Raw genomic sequence first — 17,646 nt, 5'->3', positions numbered from 1 at the left:
GTGGCCGCCCGTCGTGCGTGCGCTCCGTCGGCCCTGCGGGTCTCGCCGGCCCTGCGGGCCCTGCGGTCAGACCTTCGTCTGGTGGAAGTTCAGGTACGAGCGGGACGGCGTCGGGCCGCGCTGGCCCTGGTAGCGCGAGCCGTAGCGCTCGGAGCCGTAGGGGTGCTCCGAGGGCGAGGAGAGCCGGAACAGGCACAGCTGCCCGATCTTCATCCCCGGGTACAGCTTGATCGGCAGCGTCGCGACGTTCGACAGCTCCAGGGTCACGTGGCCGCTGAAGCCGGGGTCGATGAAGCCGGCCGTGGAGTGGGTGAGCAGGCCCAGCCGGCCCAGGCTCGACTTGCCCTCCAGCCGGGACGCGACGTCGTCCGGCAGCGTGATGACCTCGTACGTCGAGGCCAGCACGAACTCGCCGGGGTGCAGGATGAACGCCTCGTCGCCCTCCGGCTCGACCAGCCGGGTCAGGTCCGGCTGCTCCTCCGAGGGGTCGATGTGCGGGTACTTGTGGTTCTCGAACACGCGGAAGAAGCGGTCGAGGCGCACGTCGATACTCGACGGCTGGATCATCGCCGGGTCGAAGGGGTCGATGACGACCCGGCCCAGGTCGATTTCGGTCCGGATGTCCTTGTCAGAGAGCAGCACGCTTCGAGGTTACGTGCAAGAAAGGGCCCCGGACGAATCCGCCCGGGGCCCGTTCCGTCCTTCCGCGACCGTCAGGCCAGGAACTCGGCGGCCTCCAACCGCATCGCCCGCGCCAGTTGCGGCTCCGACAGCTCCCGCACGTCGGCCAGCACCGAGCTCCGCATCCGTCCGCACTGCGGACAACGGATCAACCGCCCGGGGCCGAGCCGACCCGGACCGAGGTTCTGCATCGGGAACGTGGTGGTGCTGAACAGGTGCCCCTCGGCACAACGAACGACGGCGCGCTGCTCCATCGATCCCCTTCCCATCCCTAACCCAGTACTCACCCGTACTCACCGCCCCGGCGATCGAGCCCCGGGACAGCGTCACATTAGGGGATGTTCCGGACATTCCTCACCATGGCTCGCCGCCTCGGCCCCCACCCACCGGAGCACTCGCACGCGGCCCAAACAGTACGCCTCCGACACCCGCCCCACCCCGCTCCGCCACGTCCCCCGGCCCCCTGTGCAACCACCGTCGCAGATGGGGTATAGTGACACTGGATCGAGCGGTCTCTGACGGCTCATCAGGCGGGCGTAGTTTAATGGTAGAACATGAGCTTCCCAAGCTTAGAGCGCGAGTTCGATTCTCGTCGCCCGCTCCACAGAGAAAACCCCAGGTCAACGGCCTGGGGTTTTCGCATTGTCTAGACCAATCTGACCCCGCCATGCCAGATCCGTGCCAGAAGGTCGATCGGTGCGGTGCGCGGGTGGCGAGTGCCGGCTCGCTGGCCGGGTTTCCGGGGGCGTGAGTGGCGATCGGCGACGCCAAGGGCTCCGGTGGGGTGGGCTGTGATCTCGGGCGGAGAATCGGTGGCCCTGAGTGTGCCGGCGACGGTCGTGGTGGCCCGGTTGGCAGCTTGACATCGCCGAGGGTGCTCGGCGGCCGCAGTGGCCGAGTGTTCTGATCGGCGCTCCCCGGTTCGGGGTCGGGATGCCGGGCGAAGTGCTCCGGTTTGCGTCAGGCGAGCCGGGGTCGAAGCGATGCCCCTCGAAGCTTCCAGTCGTTTCGGATCTTGTGGTCCATCCCGTCCCTGAACTGCGGCATTGCGAAGGCCGCTGCAAATCACGTTTTGGCGGGGCCTGTAGCTTCCGCGGACAGAAGCCTGGCAAGGAAAGCTCATCCGCAGTCGCCCTTATGGCGAGCTCTACTCGGCCGCAGTTTGAGATTTTCCGGCTGCGGTGGAGTCGAGTAGATGGTTCCGCAACCGCAGTTGACTATCTGATGAGGCGTCAACTAGCGTCCTGCGAAACGACGAGACGTCAGAGGGGCGCTCGTGCAGGGGAGGGAACCCGTGTCCATCACCACGTTCACGAAGCCGGTCACCACCGGCTTCCCCATCCAGCTCTCGATCGTCCGCGAGGGCGTCATGGTGAACGCCGTCATCGACGGCGAGAACCTGCTCTACCTCGTCAATGACCCGGCGAAGGTGGAGGAGGACGCCAAGCGTGCCGTGAAGGCCGGCTATGAGATCGACCCTTACGCCCGCTTGCGCGCCGAGGTGCAGCGGCCCATAGGTACGGCAGGCAGCAAGAAGGCCAAGAACGTCGGCGAGTACGCGGACTACATTGCAGCTGGCTTGCGGGGGGACTTCGACAGTGCGTGGTCGGTGCCGCAGATCACCCTCTGGTCCCCGCGCCCGCTGAGCCGGGACGAGAACGGTATGTGGCACCTGCCGATCCGTGACGGCCTCATCGCCCTCGACGCCGAGACCCAGGTCACGGCGCTGCACCGGATCAAGAAGAACCCGGCGGCGTACGACCTGGAGGACTTCGACTTCGGGGAGCTGAAGCTCTCCATCGAGATCTTCCACGGCATCAGCGTCATGGCCGCCCGGCAGATCTTCCACGACCGCAACCTCAAGGGTGTCCCGGTCGACAAGTCCCTGGCCATGTCCATGGACGGCCGCGACTTCGGCACCACGGTGACGCGCAAGCTGATGGAGTCGTTGACCGTGCCGTTCGGTGAGGGCACGGCTCCGCTGTCCAGCCTGATCCTCACCGGCAAGCGCCAGGTGTCGGACAAGGCCGCGGAGTGGATGACGATGTCTGTCTTGAGGACGCTCATTTCCACGGCCATGCTCGGCAAGGCCGGCATCCATGCCGCCTCGACCGGCATCGAGTACGAGGACATCCCCACCGACAGCAACAACGGCCGCCCCGACCAGGCCGTCGTCCAGCGCGAGCTCATGGAGACAGTCGGCGACTTCCTGCAGCAGAACGCTGAGCTGTTCCACGCCAAGACCGCCATCACCGCTCCCGCCATCGTGGCCGGCCTCGGTGCGACCATGAACCGCACCATGTCCTGGTCCACCGACCCGATGCCCGAGGGCGTCACCCTGGATGCCCTCCTGGAGAACGTCCAGTGGGAGCGCGAGGCGAAGTACTGGAGCGGCATCGCCGCCAAGCTGACGCACACGGGCAAGGTCAGCTGGGCGGGTGGTGCCCGCGACTCCGGCCACAAGGTCTATGACGCGCTGAACAACCCGGACAGCGACACCGGCATGCAGATCCGCGGTCGTTTCTAGCTTGCAGGTAGCGGCGGCCCCTCCCCAATCGCAGTGGGGGGAGGGGCCGCTTGGCATCTTCGCAGCTTCTATGCGGATCGTCGGCGGGTGCGGATGTCGACGACGGCGGCGCTGATGCCGTCGGAGATCTTGGTCTGCTGCTCCTCGGTGGAGTGCTGGTAGATCAGCGCGGCACGCGGGGAGTTGTGGCCCATGAAGGCCATGAGGTCCCGCAGGCTGGCGCCGGTGCTGGCGGCGAGGACGTTGCCGGTGTGGCGAAGGTCGTAGAAGCGGAGGTGGCTGAGCCCCAGCTTCTTGCGGGCCTTGCGCCACTTGCGGCCGAAGGTCGAGCGGCGGAACGGAGCGCCGCGCTCGCCGACGAACAACAGGCCGTCCTCCCCGTCCTGCGCGTACCAGCGCAGGTGCCGCTCGAATTCCGGGAGGAGTTCGGTCGGGATGCGGAGCGCGCGCTTGCCGGCCTCGGACTTGGGGTCGCCCACAGCCCGTTCGCCGGTGCAGAGTTCGGGTGCCGCGCGGCGGATCCACACAACTCCCTTCTCCAGGTCGACGTCGCGACGGCGGAGTTCGGCCTGCTCCTCCGCTCTCGCCGATCGCCCTCGGCGGGGCGGTCCACCTCTACATCCTCATTGCCCGGCACATCCCCGACGGTCCGGTTGCTGATGGCGGACCGTCCAGCGGGACTTCTGCCGCCCCCCTGCCGCTGGCCGTCGACGAACCCGGTCCGGTCGTGACCGGACCGGGTTCGGCACCGCGTGATGCCGACCGCCAGCCGTCCGCTGGGACGGACGGTCTCCAGGCGGAGGGGGCGGCGGAACTGCCTGGCCCCGAGATGCCGGCGGACGGTCACCCCTCGGACGACGGCGAGGAGGTCCGGACGCGGCGGACCGGGCGGCCTCCGGGCGCGTCGATGGACCGGCTGCTGGAGGTCAGCCGTCCGGCGGTCCGTGCGCACGGTCGCCCCAGCCGTCCGGTCGTCGAGCGCGCGGTCCGCGAGGCCAACCTGCCGCTCGGCAGTACGCGCTTCACGGCTTTGATGGACGAACTCCGCAAGGAGTTCCCCGACGATCAGGTCCGCCAGCACCCGCCGGTCGACTGACCGGACCGTGGTGACCGACCGGCCCGGTCCGGTCGGTCACCACGACTTCTGCCGATGCGCGGAAGTCCCCCTGCTCGCCGGTTCCGCCTGCGGTCGATTCCTGACCGGACGGGACCGGCCGCTCTCGTCCCGTCGACTGAGCGGTCCCCGACGCCGAGGGACCGCCAGCCCGTACCAGCGATGTCCGGCACCGCCAAGCCGGACCTCGCGCCGACACTGCCTCCGCCCCGCACACCCCGTACCCGAGGACCACCCCCTGACCGACATCCGACCCACAGCGTGCCCGCACCCGGCAGGCGCCATCGACTCCGTCGACCGCAACGCGGCCAACCGCCCCCAGGCCGACAGCGGAGCAAGCGAGTGCATCCGGACCCCTGATGGGGGCCCGGATGCGAACGCCCCCGCCCAGGAGGGCGTGGGCGAGGCGGTGTTGCCGAGCGCGAGGGCGCGCCCTGCAACACCGCAGGAGCACCGCGAGGGCGCGGCACTCCAGGAGAAACCCACCGCTGCTGGCGCTGCCGCCGTCCACCCTGCTGACCGTGCCGACGCGCGCCGCAAGCCCAAGCGCCGCCGCCGTGACGACGAGAACCCGAAGCACACCAAGGTCTCGTTCCGCGTCAGCCCCGCAGCGAAGACCGAGATCGAGAGCCGGGCGAAGGCCGCAGGACTGACCGTCGCGCACTACCTGTTCCGCAAGGCCTTCTCCGAAGACGGCGTCGGCCTCGGCGGCCGGGACGCGAGCCTGGACGCGGCCGTCGACGAACTCAGGGCAATCCGCCGCCAGCAGGCCGGCGCGATGAACAACCTCAACCAGCTCACCCACGTCTACCTCTCGGGCGCCGGCGTGCAGCCCGCCGCGGTCCAGGACGCCGCCACCGCCGTCCAAGGCGCCTTCGAAGCGGGGCTGCGAGCCGTTGCCGGAGTCGACTCCGCCGCGATGCGGCTGGCGAAGGCGAAGCACGGTTGATCAGCAAGGCCGTCCACGGCAACGACACCCGCGGTGCGCTTCGCTACCTGTTCGGGCCCGGCAAGGCGAACGAGCACACCGACCCGCACATCGTCGCCTCCTGGGACGGCTTCGTCCCCGACCCAGGCCGCGACCCGGCAGCCACCCTCGAACAGCTCCGGGACGCCCTCGACCTCCACGTCGTTCAGTACGGCAGGAAGATCAACAACCACGTCTACCACCGCATGGTCCGCGCCGACCCCGGCGACCGCATCCTCGGTGACGACGACTGGGCGGCCATCGCCCGCCGCGTCATGTCCGTCGCCGGCATCGCCCCGGACGGCGACGAGGACGCCTGCCGCTGGGTCGCCGTGCGCCACGCCGACGACCACGTCCACATCCTCGCCACCGTCGTGCGGGCCGACCTCAAGCAGGCCCGCCTGCGCGGTGACCAGTACCGTGTCGAGGCCGAACTCACCAGGATCGAGCGCGAGTACCAGCTCGCCGACTTGTCCGACACCCGCACCCGCGAGTACCGGGACGCGATCCCCAAGCGCGCCAAGGGCTCCGAACTGCGCAAGGCCCAGCGCCTCGGCCGGGAAGGCACCGACCGCGACCGCCTGCGCACCGCCGTCCGCCAGGCCCTGGCCGGGGCCGCGGACGAGGAGGAGTTCACCGCCCGGCTCGCCGCGAAGGGCGTGCTCCTCGGGGTGCGCCGGGCACCGTCCGGCGACGTGACCGGCTACAAGTTTGCTCTCCCCACCGGCGACGAGACCGGGCCGGTCTGGTTCTCCGGCAGCAAGCTCGCCTCCGACCTCACCCAGCCCCAGATCCAGGCGCGCTTCGGCCTCGGCGTCGACCGGCCCGCCCACCCCGCACCCGATCCGCGCGATCGGCCCGCCGCCGGCCGCCACCGGGCCAGCACCACCGTCGAACGCGCCTACCCGGCGTTCGACAACGAGCAGGACGCCGCCCGGGCGGAGGCGGTGATCCGGGGCGGCCTCGAAGTCCTCGACGCGCTCGCCACCACCAGCCCGACCCTCAGCAGGAAGGAGATCCACCAGGCCGCACGGGCCCTGGAGTACACCCGCATCGCCCACACCCGCGCCGCCGGCGCCGACCTGCGCGCGATGCGCTCCGCCGCCCGCGAACTCCTCTACGCCGGACCCGCCACCGGCCGTGGCGAGGACGGCACGGCCGCCGCCACGATCCTGACCAGCCTCGTGCTGCTCGCGATCACGATCGCCAAGTGGCACGCCGCTCAGGGCCACCGGCACCAGGCCGATGCCGCCCGCACGGCGGCCGGTCACCTGCGTGCCGTTTACGACCGGCACGCGGCCAAGCCGCTCGCCCATCTCGACCTTGAAGGCCGGCACCTGCCCGCCGCGGTCCGGGACCGGCAGGCCGAGGCCCTCCGCCGCACCCTGCCCGCCGACCAGGCCGCCCGCCTGCTCGCCGGGGACGGCTGGGCGGCGCTCGCCGTCACCCTCGCCGAAGCCGAAGCAGCGGGCCACGACCCCAACGCCCTGCTCACCCAGGCCTCCGGGCGGCGCGAACTCGTTACCGCCGACTCACCCGCGGCGGTCCTCATCTGGCGCATCCGCCGCGACGCCCGCCTTCCCGCCCCTGTACGGGCGGCCACGCCGGAGGACCGTCGCACCGCCGCGGCCCGCTCCAGGAGTACCACCGGCCACCCCACCGCTCCTGCGGTGATCGTGACCGTGCAGTCGACCAGGCCGCCGACGCCGCCCGCACCCGGCGCGGGCCGCCCCAGGCGGTAACCGCCCGCTCGTGCCGGGCCCTTGCCCACCGCCGCACCGGTGCGGGCACGTCTTCGCGCGCCCGCACCGGCCAACCCACACCTCTACCCCTTCAAGGAGCCATGTGAAGGTCCACCCCCTCACCGCCATGTTCCCGACCATGAGCGAGGCCGAACTGCTCGACCTCGCCCAGGGCATCAAGGAAGACGGCCAGTACGAGCCGATTTTGCTCGACGCGGACGGCGTCCTGCTGGACGGCCGCAACCGCCTCGCCGCCTGCAAGCTCGCCGGCGTCGAACCCCGCTTCGCCACCTACAAGGGCGATGCCCCCGCCGCCGACGTGGCCTGGTCGTCCAACGTCCTACGCCGTCACCTCACCCAGGGCCAGCGCGCCATGATCGTCGCCATGGGGCGTTCAGCCACGAAATCTTCCGCGCGAGCCGACGCCGCCACCTACGGCATCAGCCCTGCCCGTATATCCCTCGCCACCACGGTGATCAAGCACGCCCCGAGCCTCGCCCATCCGGTCGTCGCCGACGCGATGAGCCTGGACGCGGCCTACGAGCAGGCCCGCAGGAACAAGGCCGCCGCCAAGGCCCTGGACACCCAGTGCACCCTCCTGCGTGACCAGGCCCCCGACCTCGCCGAGCGCGTCACCGAGGGCGACCTCGACCTGCCCGCGGCACTCGCCGAACTTGAGCGCCGCCAGGAGGAGGACCGGCTGCGCGCGCAGGTCGAGCAGGCCGACGCCGTCCGCGCCGCCGACGGCGACACCCAACCGGCCTTCGTTCAGCTGGTCGAGGACGGCGTCATCGACTGGCCCGAGGCCGCCCAGCGCGCCGACCACTTCCACACCCAGCGCCAGGACGCCGTCCAGCACTCGCAGCAGGCACTCCACCTGATCGCCGACCACTGGGGCACCATCCGCAGCCTCGCCCTCCGGCCCGACAGCGCCTTCACCCGCGAGGTCCTCGACGGCCTGGTGCCCGAGGCACAGGCCCTCGCCGAGCACCTCCTCGCCCGCGAAGCCGGTGCCTCGCACACCGGTCGAGATTGACCCGCCTCCCCGGCACGAGGCTTGCCGCGGATAACCCGCAGGGGTTTCCCGGGAAAGCCCCTCGGATTGTCCGAGAAAAGACCGCCGGGGTGACCTTCAACCGGCTTGCAGCGGAGTCAGGATGTCGATTCGATGTCGCACGTCACCGCCGCTCGCGGCGCTAGTGAGGACGAGCGGGAGTGGGAGACGTTCGAGCAGATGTACCGCGGACCCGGCTTCGACAGCCTCTTCTGGCACACCTACTCAGCTGACCTAAGCGCCCAGGCGCGAAAGCGATTTGGTGGCGAAGAGCCTGATGGGGGACCGGCATCGAGCCGGTCCCCATCGCTTACCAGTATGCCGTGCTATCAGGTGTTGCTGCTGATCAGCCGAAGTACCGGTCGTTCATTTCGCACTCCAAGCAGCTCGCAGACTCGCTCCGGCTTCCAAGCGAGTTCACGGGCGAGCTTCTCGACCGTGAGGCCGTCTTCCTCGGCCGCGAGTTCGAAGGCCTGGCGCAGGAGGGCTGGCTGCTCGCCGGAGAAGCCGTTGACCGACTCGGACGCGAATCCCGGCTGCCCTTCGAGCGCGCGCAAGCGCTGGTAGGCGCGGCTGGTCGTTGCGTCCGAAGTCAGTCCAAGTTCGCGACAGCGGTAGATCAACGAGTGAATGGAGACGCCCCAGGTGCGTCGGAGTTCGGCCAGACGTGCGAGATCCATGCGACGCGGGAGGATCGGCAGGATGCTGGACTGGGGGGTGAGGAACTCGGCCGCGAAGGCATCAGCTTCCTTCTCCTGCCGGCTGTCACCGGTGGCGTCTCCGTGAAGTACCAGATGGCCCAGCTCGTGCGCGGCGGTGAAGCGGTGCCGGTAGACGTCGTCGGCCCGGTTGGACGTGAGGACGGCGAGGGGTCGTGCGGTCCGGGAAGAGAAAGCGTCGACGGTTGTGGCCGACGTGTCGCCCGCCGGCGGCATGACGACGATGATGCCGTGGGACTCCATCCGCCTCACGAGGTGGGTGACCGGGCCGTCGCCCAGGCCCCACCGGAGCCGCAGCTCCCGCGCTGCCGCTGCGGGCTCTGCCGGTAGCTCTTGCCCGGGGTGGACCTCTCCTCCGGCGAAGCCGGGCAGGTCCACGACTGGCAGTTGCACTCGCAGCTCCAGGGCGTAGGTCAGTTCCCAGACCTGCTCGGCGAAGGCCAGCGCCCGCTCGCGCTGGGCCTTCGGGGTGCTGCGAAGGCTCCGGAAGTGAGCCATCGAGGCGTCGAGACGGCTGCTTGGTCGGCCGGCCAAGAAGAAGGAGGGCGGCACGCTGAGGATGTCCGCAAGGCTGGGAACCAGCTCCGGTCTGGGCTTGGAGACACCTGTCTCGTACTGGCCGACAGCGGCCGGTGTGACACCGAGCCGCTCGGCGACGTCCTTCTTGGTCATCTCTGCCAGTCGGCGGGCCTGGGTGAGCCGGGCTGGATCAAAACCGTCGACGACGGCACGAGGGGTGATTCCTCGTTCTTCCAGTCCGGGGATGAGGTCTTGCCTAGTTCGTCGCATCGTTTTCGTTGATCTGAGGCTTCGTTGGTTCCGCTTCGGTCAGTGGCGTCACGTTGAGCGTTCGATCCATGTTCGAACGGGACGACAGGGTAAGAGTAGGCGTCTCGCCCTGGTCGAAGCTGGTGTGCTCCAAAATCGCGGGTCCGGACTGCGCGGGGATGGACGACAGTCGCTTCCCGTGGAAGGTGACGGTCTCCGGAAGCGGCAGCGCCTCAGGTCCGGCCACCCAGTCCAACAGTCCGCTGGCGCTGGGAGCGGCAATGCCCCATTGCGCCTCCAGTAGCTCCGAGGAGTTGCAGGCGAAGGGCACCAAGACCAGGCAGGTGTCCGGAGGCACGGTGATGAGACCGCCGTGCAGTTCGACTGCGGGTTCCTCGGGCGGTGCAGCGAAGGCGAAGTCGAAGGTGCCCTGGACGGTCGTCGGAGCCGCCGGGGCCGGGGCGAAGGTGAACAGTTCCCGGACCATCCCGGAGTTGCTGGGCATGCGCGCGGTCAGGATGTCGGACCGGGTCTTCGAGTACAGGAATGGGTAGATCAGGCCGCGTCCGACCAGCGTCAGGTCGAAGGGGAAGCGGTACGGCTTCACCGGCTTGGCCCCGGGGAGCTCCCTGAGCTCCTCGTAGATCCGCTCGAACTGGCCGGCCCATCGTGAGCTCCCGAACGGGTGCTTCGTCCGAACATCCGCCTGCTCTTGGACGGCCTGCGCATTGGCCTGCATGTTCCGGAGGGCCTGGCCCAGTCCGGCGCGGACGGCGAGCGCCTGCTCACCGAACAGCTCGGTCATCCAGGGGGAGAGCGGCACGTCCATACGTCAGGGCTCCTTGAGGTCAGCACTTTCCATCGAAGCGGATCACAGCCAAGCGCACTTTAGTTGATGTCGGAGAACTTGCACAAGCGCTTCAGCGCGCGAGGCGGTGTGTGGTGCCGGGGAACCGCCCTGGGCGCTGGATGTGCACTACGGCCTCCGGCCGTCCGGCCGGACCGCAGCCGCTTGCGGCCTGTCGCGATAGGCGACTTGGCGATCACTGAGAGATCGGTTTTGTCTGGTTGATGTGTGATCGTGATCGCTCGCCGATCGCGTCGATCTTCGACCGGGGTGTGTGCTACGTTCCGTGATCCAACCGAAAAAGGCGACCCCGGCAGCGCGCCAACGCTCCGGGGTCCGGCAACAGGAGTCTCAACCTCCCGATGCGAGTCCATCGTAGCGCCCACGTGCGCAACTTCACCGTGCTGCCCAACGCCGTCCTGCAGTATCGACGGCTCTCCTACACCGCCCGCGGCCTGCTCGTGGACCTCCTCTCCCGCCCCGACGGCTGGCGCGAGGACGGTCGGCACATGGCCGACACCAGCCCTCAGGGCCGCGGCGCGATCCGTAAGGCCCTGAAGGAGCTGGCCGAGGCCGGCTTCTACCGGGTCGAGAAGATCCGCATGGCCGACGGCACGATCGTCACCGAGACCCACGTCTATGACACCCCGCAGCTCACGGTGCTGCCGGGTGTCGCCCGTCCGGTCTCCGGTGAAGCGACCACCGGCGATGCTGACGCCCTTATAAAGGACCTGGTGAAAGAACCCTCCCTCCCCGCCGAGCACTCCAGCGAGCCGGTCCTCGTCGACGAGCCGCAGGCGAGGACGGGAAGACGGGTGGAAGACTCTGAGGAGGAGACCGGCGAGCAGCCTGTGACGGCGCCGGAGGAGCAGATTCGCGAGGCGGTTGCCACGCTGTTCCGGGTGATCCGCCCCGAGCCGCGCCTGCGAGTCGGCCAGGCCGAAGCCGAGGAACTCGCGCCCTTGGTCGTGCAGTGGCTGGAGCTCGGCGCGACCCAGGACGACCTCGCCCAGGCTCTGCTTCCGGGCCTGCCTGCCCCACTGCACTCGGCGGTCGCGGTGCTCCGCTACCGCCTGGAGCGCAAGATGCCGCCCGTTCAGCCCGCTGCGCGGCACGCAGCGGCCCGGTACGCCGAGTGCGCCAAGTGTCACGACCCGGTGCCCCAGCCTGGCATCTGCCATCCCTGCGCAGGCCTCGGAGAGAGCGCGATCGGCGCAGAAACCGGAGATGTGGTTACCTGCAGCGGAGCGGCCCGTGCCCGAGCGGCGCTGCGAGCGGCCCGGACCACTGCGCTTGGCCTCGGCCATCTGGCCCCGACTGGGTGACCGACAGGTCCACCCAACGGGGCCGATGTTGGCGTAGGCAGCCTGGTCAATGCGGAAGGCTACTGCTACCCGCCGCCGGTGATAGTGCCCCCACAGTGGAGGTGGACCATAGCTTCGGGGAGGTCGAGGCCGCGGTCTGAGTCGTCAGAAACTGGAATCCCAGCGCGGTGCACGGCGGTCTCCGGCGGCAGCAAACACCACGCTGAGGTAGGGGTCGATCTGGACCTGAAAGGTCCTGCCATCCTTTCCTGGTGCAACTGTCCTGCCGTGAGCAGCTAGCAACTGCAGAGTTTTTCCTATATCAACAGAAACGATGCGCAATTGCGCATTTATCTGCGCCTGGGGGTGCTCGAAGGACGTGTCCTGAGCCAGGACTAGGTTGCCGTAAGCCGCCCATGCGGATCCGTAGCGTTCAGGAAAAAGGCCGAAGACGTCGCCAAGGGCTTGGCGGACCTGCACAATATCAGCAACCTGCAGGTAGGCGCCCTGCAGCTGAGCACTGACGTGATGGGCTTGCACTGGGGCGCGCCCCAGTCCGCCTCGGTAGGTAGTCTCGACTTCGAGATCGAACAGTGCAGGTTGGCGGGCGCCAGCCCGGCGCAGGAAAAGAGTTTGACCATCCTCAGTGACTGCTACGAGCCACTGGTTATCAGCGTCGCCACCAACTCCTGGACTAACCCGAGCGTTGCGACGGTCGGGCAACCTCAACAAACGTGTTCCATCGATGCCGGAAAGCTGCTCCATAAATACAGCACGGGCTCGGCTGGCTTGTTCGCTCGTTGGGGGCCGCATTGGCGCCTGAGTCTGTGTTTGAAGAAGGGCTTCTGCCAGGTTGACCAGCAAATCCCGATCTTGGACGAGCCGTCCATAGGGGCCAAGCCACTCGATGCCGAGAGCCGCCCCCAACAGGGCACCAGTCATTGAGGCCAGGGTATCGGTATCGGCACCGTCTAGACGGGCTGCAGCAGACAGTCCAAGGTCTGGGCTGGCCGCTGAGCGGGCGGCCAGATAAGCAGCCGCGACGGCGCACAGAGTTCCCGACCCGCGTGATTTTGGAGACGTGAGACCCTGCTCCGCGAGGAATACGGTCGGGGCGCTGACGGCGCCGCCCTTCAACTCAAGTTGCGCAGCGATGAGGAGCTGCTCCACCTCCGTAGCCACGACCGACCATGCTTGATCGAAATGGCCATTGAAATGCTTGGAAGCTTGCTCTTGCCACGGGTCGGATAGGATCTGCCAGTAAGGCTTCTGCCAATTCTCTGCATCACTTAGCAAGGTGTCGACCAGCCACCCGTAAGGAAGTGGAGCCGGTTCGCGCAGGCTGATCCACAGGGCATAAGCGTGCACCAAAGCACCGAGAAGCGCGCGAGGGTGGCCATGGGTGGTGGCGGCATCTCGGACAATATCTACGGCAAGTTCGTCGAATCGGAGATCCTGGCTATGGGCAAGGACGTGTGGCGCGATTCGCATCGCTGCGCCGTTAGCTCCGGTGTCAAAATATCGGCTTACTGCTGTAGCGGAGGATTCCCAGGGCGCTCGGCCACGAGCCCAGGCGCGACAAGCTGACTTAACACTGGCGCCTGCGCCCCGTTCGTAATCCAGCAAGAACGGCCATTCAACACGCTCCAGCCAGCTCTGCCAATGCTTGCCGCTGGTAAGACGTGCTCGGGCGACAGCGATAGTCATCTGGGTATCGTCGCTGTATTCACCCGCACCGATGTGCTCGGGAATCAGCTGACGACGGGCGCCGGAAAGCCGTTGCCAAGGAACGAAACCTCTAGCACCAGAGATGTCGCCGAGCGGCCGGGTGCGGTCACGTCGTTCGAAGGGCCAGCCCAGTGCGTCGCCAACCGCCGCCGCCAGCAGCGTGCCAGCGGCGCGATCGTGCCAGGGATGCGGGTTGGGCTGCACAGTCACAGGGTCACTCTGCCAGAGTCGTTCACGGATAAAGGGGATGCTCGGCGGGACGCCTCCCGACCCGTATCTGGTTGCTGAGTTGATACTTATCGAACAACTCGGGGGCCACGAGCATCGTCGGAAGGAGCCCAGCAGTGCCCAGATGGACAGCCAGACGGTACCTTTCCAGTTCGGCCTGCTCCTCGGTTGGGACGATCACCGCACTGATGCGAGTCGCGGATACTGGGCCAGGAAGCAGCACCTCGGCCTGATCATCGGTGGGCCCCCAGGTGGGGTGCCGAGGCTCCCGACGACGGACCGCGTTGCCAATTACCTCGGTTGCAAACATGGCCTCGAATGCGGCAGCACCCTCGGCGACGCCCGCGCCAGCTCGGCGCGCGGCGTTGTAAGGGCAGAAGCCGGCACCAGGAAGGTCAAGGAGCTGAGGATCCAGAGCGAGAACCACCCACTCCTTAAAATGGGGGTCCTGCTCCCGAACCTTGTCCAGGTACCACGTGTTCGGGTACTCAACGCTGCAGTTGATGTGGTGCAGGTAGCCATCCAGGCGCTGCTGATCGGTAGGTCTGAACCCCTCAGTGCTGCTCCTGAGTGCCGCCGCGCCCCGCAGCTCGCCTGTCGCCAGGATGTGGCCCAGATTCACAGCCTTGGTGAAGTGGCACAGTCGCGTTATGCCGCGTTGTCGTGCCTGCTCCCAGATCCCGGTCATGAGGGAAGAGTATGGAACAGGTCTGACATCGCGTCGGGCAGCAGCGGAGTCAACGGCCCGGATCGCAAGATGATCAGTCCGTTGCGCGCACGGGTAACAGCCACGTACAACTGCCGAGCTTCACGGGCCATCGCTTCCTCCAGGCCGTGAGCCGCCACCTCGCTCGGCTTGGGCAACTCATCGGCGTCACAGAGCGGAAGGATCACCGAGTCGAACTCGAGGCCCTTGGCACCCGAGTAGGTTCCGTAGAACACGCCTGGCCCCTGCGGCCACGACGCCAGTTCGCGGTGTATGCGGTAGAGCTGGTGGCGCGGGTCCAAGTGTCGCCGAAGCGCCGCCTCCTGGTCACGTGTACGCAATAGCACTGCGACCCGACTTGAGGCTGCCAGGTTATTGGCGTACATCGCTGCTCTCTGCAGCTGCTCATCCTTGGAAGCCACCGTCACGATCGTGGGCAACGGGCCGTCAGCGATCGGTGTCCTTGGCTGCACCAGATCCACCTCATCGCGAAAGTGCGACATCTCAGACATGGCCTGGGCGAGGCGCGCGACCTGGCGGCTGTTTCGGTAGTTCTGCTCAAACTCAACCTGCTTAGACACCGACAGCCCCAGCGACCGCCAGGACATCCGGCTGCCGTAGATCTGCTGTGCGTAGTCCCCGAAGAACGTTAGCGACCCCTGCTCGGGGATCGCTTCAGCGAGTGAGCGGATCATCTCCGGGGTGAAGTCCTGCCCCTCGTCGATCACGATGTGTCGATACCTACGTACCCGCGCATCGCTTCTCAGCTGGGCCAAGACAAGGCTCGCTGCGTCATCCCAGTCCATGGTGCGCCCGGTGTCGGCGCGGAGCTCGAGGTAGCGCTCGTACACCTGAAACACCACGGCCCTGTCGGCTGGTGCGAGAGCCCTGCCACGACCGATTCGCGGCACGCCATTGAGGTACGTCTCCTTTGCAGTGACTCCATGCCCAGCCATCCAGTGCAGCTCGTCCATGAAGAACTCCAGCGGCCGGGCGGCCACTGCCCGTTGCGTGGTCGCGCGAACCTCCACCAGGGCTTTCTCAACCAGCGCGGCCTTGATCTTGCAGACGAGGGTTCGACGGCCGGTCACCGAACTCAGGTAGCCGAGAGCGAACTTGTGGTAGCTCTCCACGGTCAGACCGGGCGCACTGGCACCGATGGACTTCAGATAGGTCACCAACGCTCGATTGAAGGTGAGCAGGAGCGTGGGCCCACCAATCCTGGGAGCTCCGGCGAGGTACCTGGCCCGGTGAACCGCCATCGTCGTCTTGCCGCTACCCGCTGTGCCGAGCACCACCACGTGTCCCTGCGCGGTCAGATAGACGACCTCTCGCTGCTGCCCTTGTGGCTCCGGAAGCTCAGACCCCATGTGGACAGTATGTCTTGATTACAAGTCAGCGCGGGACGGATTTTCAGCTCTCCCGAACTTCTCGGAGATCGACTGGGTCGACCGGGCACTGATCCCTTGGCTCGAACTACCTAGGCGGAGGGCGCCCAGGCCCGCCGTTGCTGGTGCCGCCGCTCAGGCCGCCATGGCCGGCAGCGCGCGCAGCCGCTCGCGGAACTCGGCGACGGCAGGCTCGGCGGCGTAGGGCTTGAGGTAGCCGTCGAACTTGGTGAGGCGGTTGACGGCGCGGCCGGAGTGGACCTTGGTTTCGAGGAGGCCGAGGCCGCGGTTGGCGGCGTCGAGGGCGCCGTCGAGGTCCTTGCCGGCGAGGCGGGCGGTGGCGAGGCGGCCGGAGCGGACGGCCTGGTCGCGAGGGACGGCGTGGTCGATGGAGGAGGCGAGGGCGCTGGTGGCGCGTTCGACCTGGCCGGCGCGGAGCATGACCTTGCCCTCGGTGGAGCTGAGCTGGGCGTCGCCGTACCAGGAGAGCCAGCTGGGGAGTTGGTCGCCGCCGTTTTTGGACCAGAGGTCGTGGGCCCGGTTGAGCGCGGAGCCGGCCTTCTGGTGCTGGCCGTCGCGGGAGAGGCTCTCGGCGTGGTGGAGTTCGAGGTAGCTGCGGACGCCGGGCTGCATGGTCGAGGGAGTGTTGGCGAGCGCGGTCTCGACCTGCGCGACGCGCTCGGCGGGGTTGCCCGCGTCGGAGAGATGGACGCCCATCTCGGCGAGCAGGAAGGCACCGAGGCCGTCGTCGCCGACGGTCTTCGCGGCGCGGAGGGCGCCGAGGTAGTACTGCTGACCGGCTGAGCGAAGGCCGCTGTCGTAGGCCATCCAGCCGGCGATGTAGTTGACCTGGGCGGCTAGTCCGTACAGGCGGGCCTCGATGGCTTCGGTGTGGCGGCCCTGCTTGAGCAGGGTGGTGATGATCGCGAGGTCGCCGCGGGCCTGTTCGATGAGGCGGGCGCCGCCCATCTGGGCGTCCAGGGTCTGGAGGGTGGCGACACGGGCATCGAGGGTGTCGACCATGGAGTCGGTCACCTGGTCGCCGCCCAGGGCGGAGGCGAGGGCGGGCGAGGCTGAGGCCCAGCTCGCGGCGACGGTGGCCATGGCGGCCCCGGTGATGGTGAGAAAGCCCCGCCGATCCATGTGACCACTCCTGACCAGTTCCACCAGTACGTCCACGGTACCGGTCTTCGTCCACGGCGCCGTGATGCCGGTCACCTCCCAGACAGGAAGCCATCGCGGCCACGGATTGGCTACCAGCGTACGGGGGTTGACGCCAAGGAGGTCGGCCAGAACGTACTGGGCGTCCGGCTCGGGCTCCTGGCCCTGCTCCCACTTCCAGACCAGCGTCCGGTTGGTCGCCAGATGGATCTTCAGCGCGGCGCCGCGATCGCGCATCATGCCCGCGAACTGGTTCTTTCCCCACCCGCGCGACTGCAGCAGGTAGGCGAGCGGGTGGACCGCCAGCGTGCCTTCGACCATCTCAACCCCCGGCGTCTCAAGCCCTGTTGGTGAGCGTACTGCTACCCACAGCGACTGGGATGCTCTCGGAGAGAAACTCCCTGGAAACGTTCCGCGACGCTCCTCCGCGCCTCGAACCTGGACCGGCCGTCGTCCGAGGAGAGCGGAGGGAAGAGGCCATGGACAGAGCAGCGAGTGCACAGCGAGGCCGCCACCGTGGCGCGCACCGAGACCCGCTGGGGGTCACGTTCACGGCGCTGTGGGGGCTGGGCAACCTCGCGGCGCTGGTGCTGCTCGGGTCCGTCGCCCAGCACCAGCTCGGCGCCGAGCACCAGTTCGCGGCGCCGCCGGCACACGCCCTCCCGGATCGGGCACCGACCGCCTGAGGAGCCACGGCTCCGTGCTCGGCCCG

General features: G+C 68.1%; 15 protein-coding genes, 1 tRNA gene and 1 pseudogene. 8 read left to right on the top strand and 9 right to left on the bottom strand.

Annotation, left to right across the window (positions count from 1 at the left end; all coding sequences use genetic code 11):
- Positions 1–66 precede the first annotated feature (66 nt).
- Together dcd and ACWDBB_RS02135 are read right to left on the bottom strand one after the other, a co-directional pair.
- Entirely contained in the window at positions 67–642 is a 576-nt protein-coding gene (dcd, locus tag ACWDBB_RS02140) for a dCTP deaminase (protein WP_449787819.1), read from the bottom strand.
- 71 nt (positions 643–713) lie between these two features.
- Positions 714–935, bottom strand: a complete 222-nt coding sequence (locus ACWDBB_RS02135) for a hypothetical protein (RefSeq protein ID WP_074001850.1) — start codon at positions 933–935, stop codon at positions 714–716.
- Between the two features lie 276 nt (positions 936–1,211).
- Here ACWDBB_RS02135 and ACWDBB_RS02130 point away from each other — a divergent pair.
- Positions 1,212–1,285 (top strand) — tRNA-Gly (locus ACWDBB_RS02130).
- Between the two features lie 690 nt (positions 1,286–1,975).
- Positions 1,976–3,208 (top strand): DNA sulfur modification protein DndB, encoded by a 1,233-nt coding sequence (locus ACWDBB_RS02125; RefSeq protein WP_449787818.1) that lies wholly within the window; start codon positions 1,976–1,978, stop codon positions 3,206–3,208.
- Positions 3,209–3,276: 68 nt separating this feature from the next.
- Here ACWDBB_RS02125 and ACWDBB_RS02120 read toward each other — a convergent pair.
- A pseudogene (locus ACWDBB_RS02120) lies at positions 3,277–3,780 on the bottom strand (tyrosine-type recombinase/integrase); the annotation flags it as partial.
- A 335-nt stretch (positions 3,781–4,115) separates the two neighbouring features.
- Between ACWDBB_RS02120 and ACWDBB_RS02115 the strand changes: the two are divergent.
- The 4 genes from ACWDBB_RS02115 to ACWDBB_RS02100 all read left to right on the top strand — a co-directional run bounded on the left by ACWDBB_RS02115 (position 4,116) and on the right by ACWDBB_RS02100 (position 8,067).
- Entirely contained in the window at positions 4,116–4,304 is a 189-nt protein-coding gene (locus tag ACWDBB_RS02115) for a hypothetical protein (RefSeq protein ID WP_449787817.1), read from the top strand.
- Between the two features lie 415 nt (positions 4,305–4,719).
- A complete protein-coding gene (locus tag ACWDBB_RS02110; protein ID WP_449787816.1) occupies positions 4,720–5,271 on the top strand; it encodes a plasmid mobilization protein in 552 nt (183 codons plus the stop codon).
- Positions 5,268–7,031, top strand: coding sequence for a relaxase/mobilization nuclease domain-containing protein (locus ACWDBB_RS02105; protein WP_449787815.1), 1,764 nt, complete (start codon positions 5,268–5,270; stop codon positions 7,029–7,031). Before ACWDBB_RS02110 ends, ACWDBB_RS02105 begins: the two co-directional genes overlap by 4 nt.
- Positions 7,032–7,134: 103 nt before the next feature.
- The gene (locus ACWDBB_RS02100) at positions 7,135–8,067 is read left to right on the top strand and encodes a hypothetical protein (protein WP_449787814.1); all 933 of its coding nucleotides are present in this window, start codon (positions 7,135–7,137) and stop codon (positions 8,065–8,067) included.
- 347 nt (positions 8,068–8,414) lie between these two features.
- Here ACWDBB_RS02100 and ACWDBB_RS02095 read toward each other — a convergent pair whose 3' ends face one another.
- Positions 8,415–9,593, bottom strand: a complete 1,179-nt coding sequence (locus ACWDBB_RS02095; RefSeq protein WP_449787813.1) for a helix-turn-helix domain-containing protein — start codon at positions 9,591–9,593, stop codon at positions 8,415–8,417.
- Positions 9,580–10,401 (bottom strand): hypothetical protein, encoded by an 822-nt coding sequence (locus tag ACWDBB_RS02090; protein WP_449787812.1) that lies wholly within the window; start codon positions 10,399–10,401, stop codon positions 9,580–9,582. The genes ACWDBB_RS02095 and ACWDBB_RS02090 overlap by 14 nt, the downstream gene beginning before the upstream one ends.
- Positions 10,402–10,805: 404 nt before the next feature.
- Between ACWDBB_RS02090 and ACWDBB_RS02085 the strand changes: the two genes are divergently transcribed.
- Positions 10,806–11,744 (top strand): hypothetical protein, encoded by a 939-nt coding sequence (locus tag ACWDBB_RS02085; protein ID WP_449787811.1) that lies wholly within the window; start codon positions 10,806–10,808, stop codon positions 11,742–11,744.
- Positions 11,745–11,888: 144 nt separating this feature from the next.
- Here the strand turns inward: ACWDBB_RS02085 and ACWDBB_RS02080 are convergent, their stop codons facing one another.
- From ACWDBB_RS02080 to ACWDBB_RS02065, 4 genes are all read right to left on the bottom strand, one after another.
- Positions 11,889–13,661, bottom strand: a complete 1,773-nt coding sequence (locus ACWDBB_RS02080; RefSeq protein ID WP_449787810.1) for an ADP-ribosylglycohydrolase family protein — start codon at positions 13,659–13,661, stop codon at positions 11,889–11,891.
- Between the two features lie 22 nt (positions 13,662–13,683).
- Positions 13,684–14,367, bottom strand: coding sequence for a DarT ssDNA thymidine ADP-ribosyltransferase family protein (locus tag ACWDBB_RS02075; RefSeq protein WP_449787809.1), 684 nt, complete (start codon positions 14,365–14,367; stop codon positions 13,684–13,686).
- The gene (locus tag ACWDBB_RS02070) at positions 14,364–15,755 is read right to left on the bottom strand and encodes a 3'-5' exonuclease (RefSeq protein WP_449787808.1); all 1,392 of its coding nucleotides are present in this window, start codon (positions 15,753–15,755) and stop codon (positions 14,364–14,366) included. Before ACWDBB_RS02070 ends, ACWDBB_RS02075 begins: the two co-directional genes overlap by 4 nt.
- Before the next feature lie 153 nt (positions 15,756–15,908).
- Positions 15,909–17,255 (bottom strand): transcriptional regulator, encoded by a 1,347-nt coding sequence (locus ACWDBB_RS02065; RefSeq protein ID WP_449787807.1) that lies wholly within the window; start codon positions 17,253–17,255, stop codon positions 15,909–15,911.
- Positions 17,256–17,413: 158 nt separating this feature from the next.
- Between ACWDBB_RS02065 and ACWDBB_RS02060 the strand changes: the two genes are divergently transcribed.
- The gene (locus ACWDBB_RS02060; RefSeq protein ID WP_449787806.1) at positions 17,414–17,620 is read left to right on the top strand and encodes a hypothetical protein; all 207 of its coding nucleotides are present in this window, start codon (positions 17,414–17,416) and stop codon (positions 17,618–17,620) included.
- Positions 17,621–17,646 lie beyond the last annotated feature (26 nt).

This window comes from Kitasatospora sp. NPDC001095, from assembly GCF_053598615.1.
Note: the sequence above shows the minus strand (reverse complement) of the source record. Positions and strands in the feature narration are given on the sequence as shown.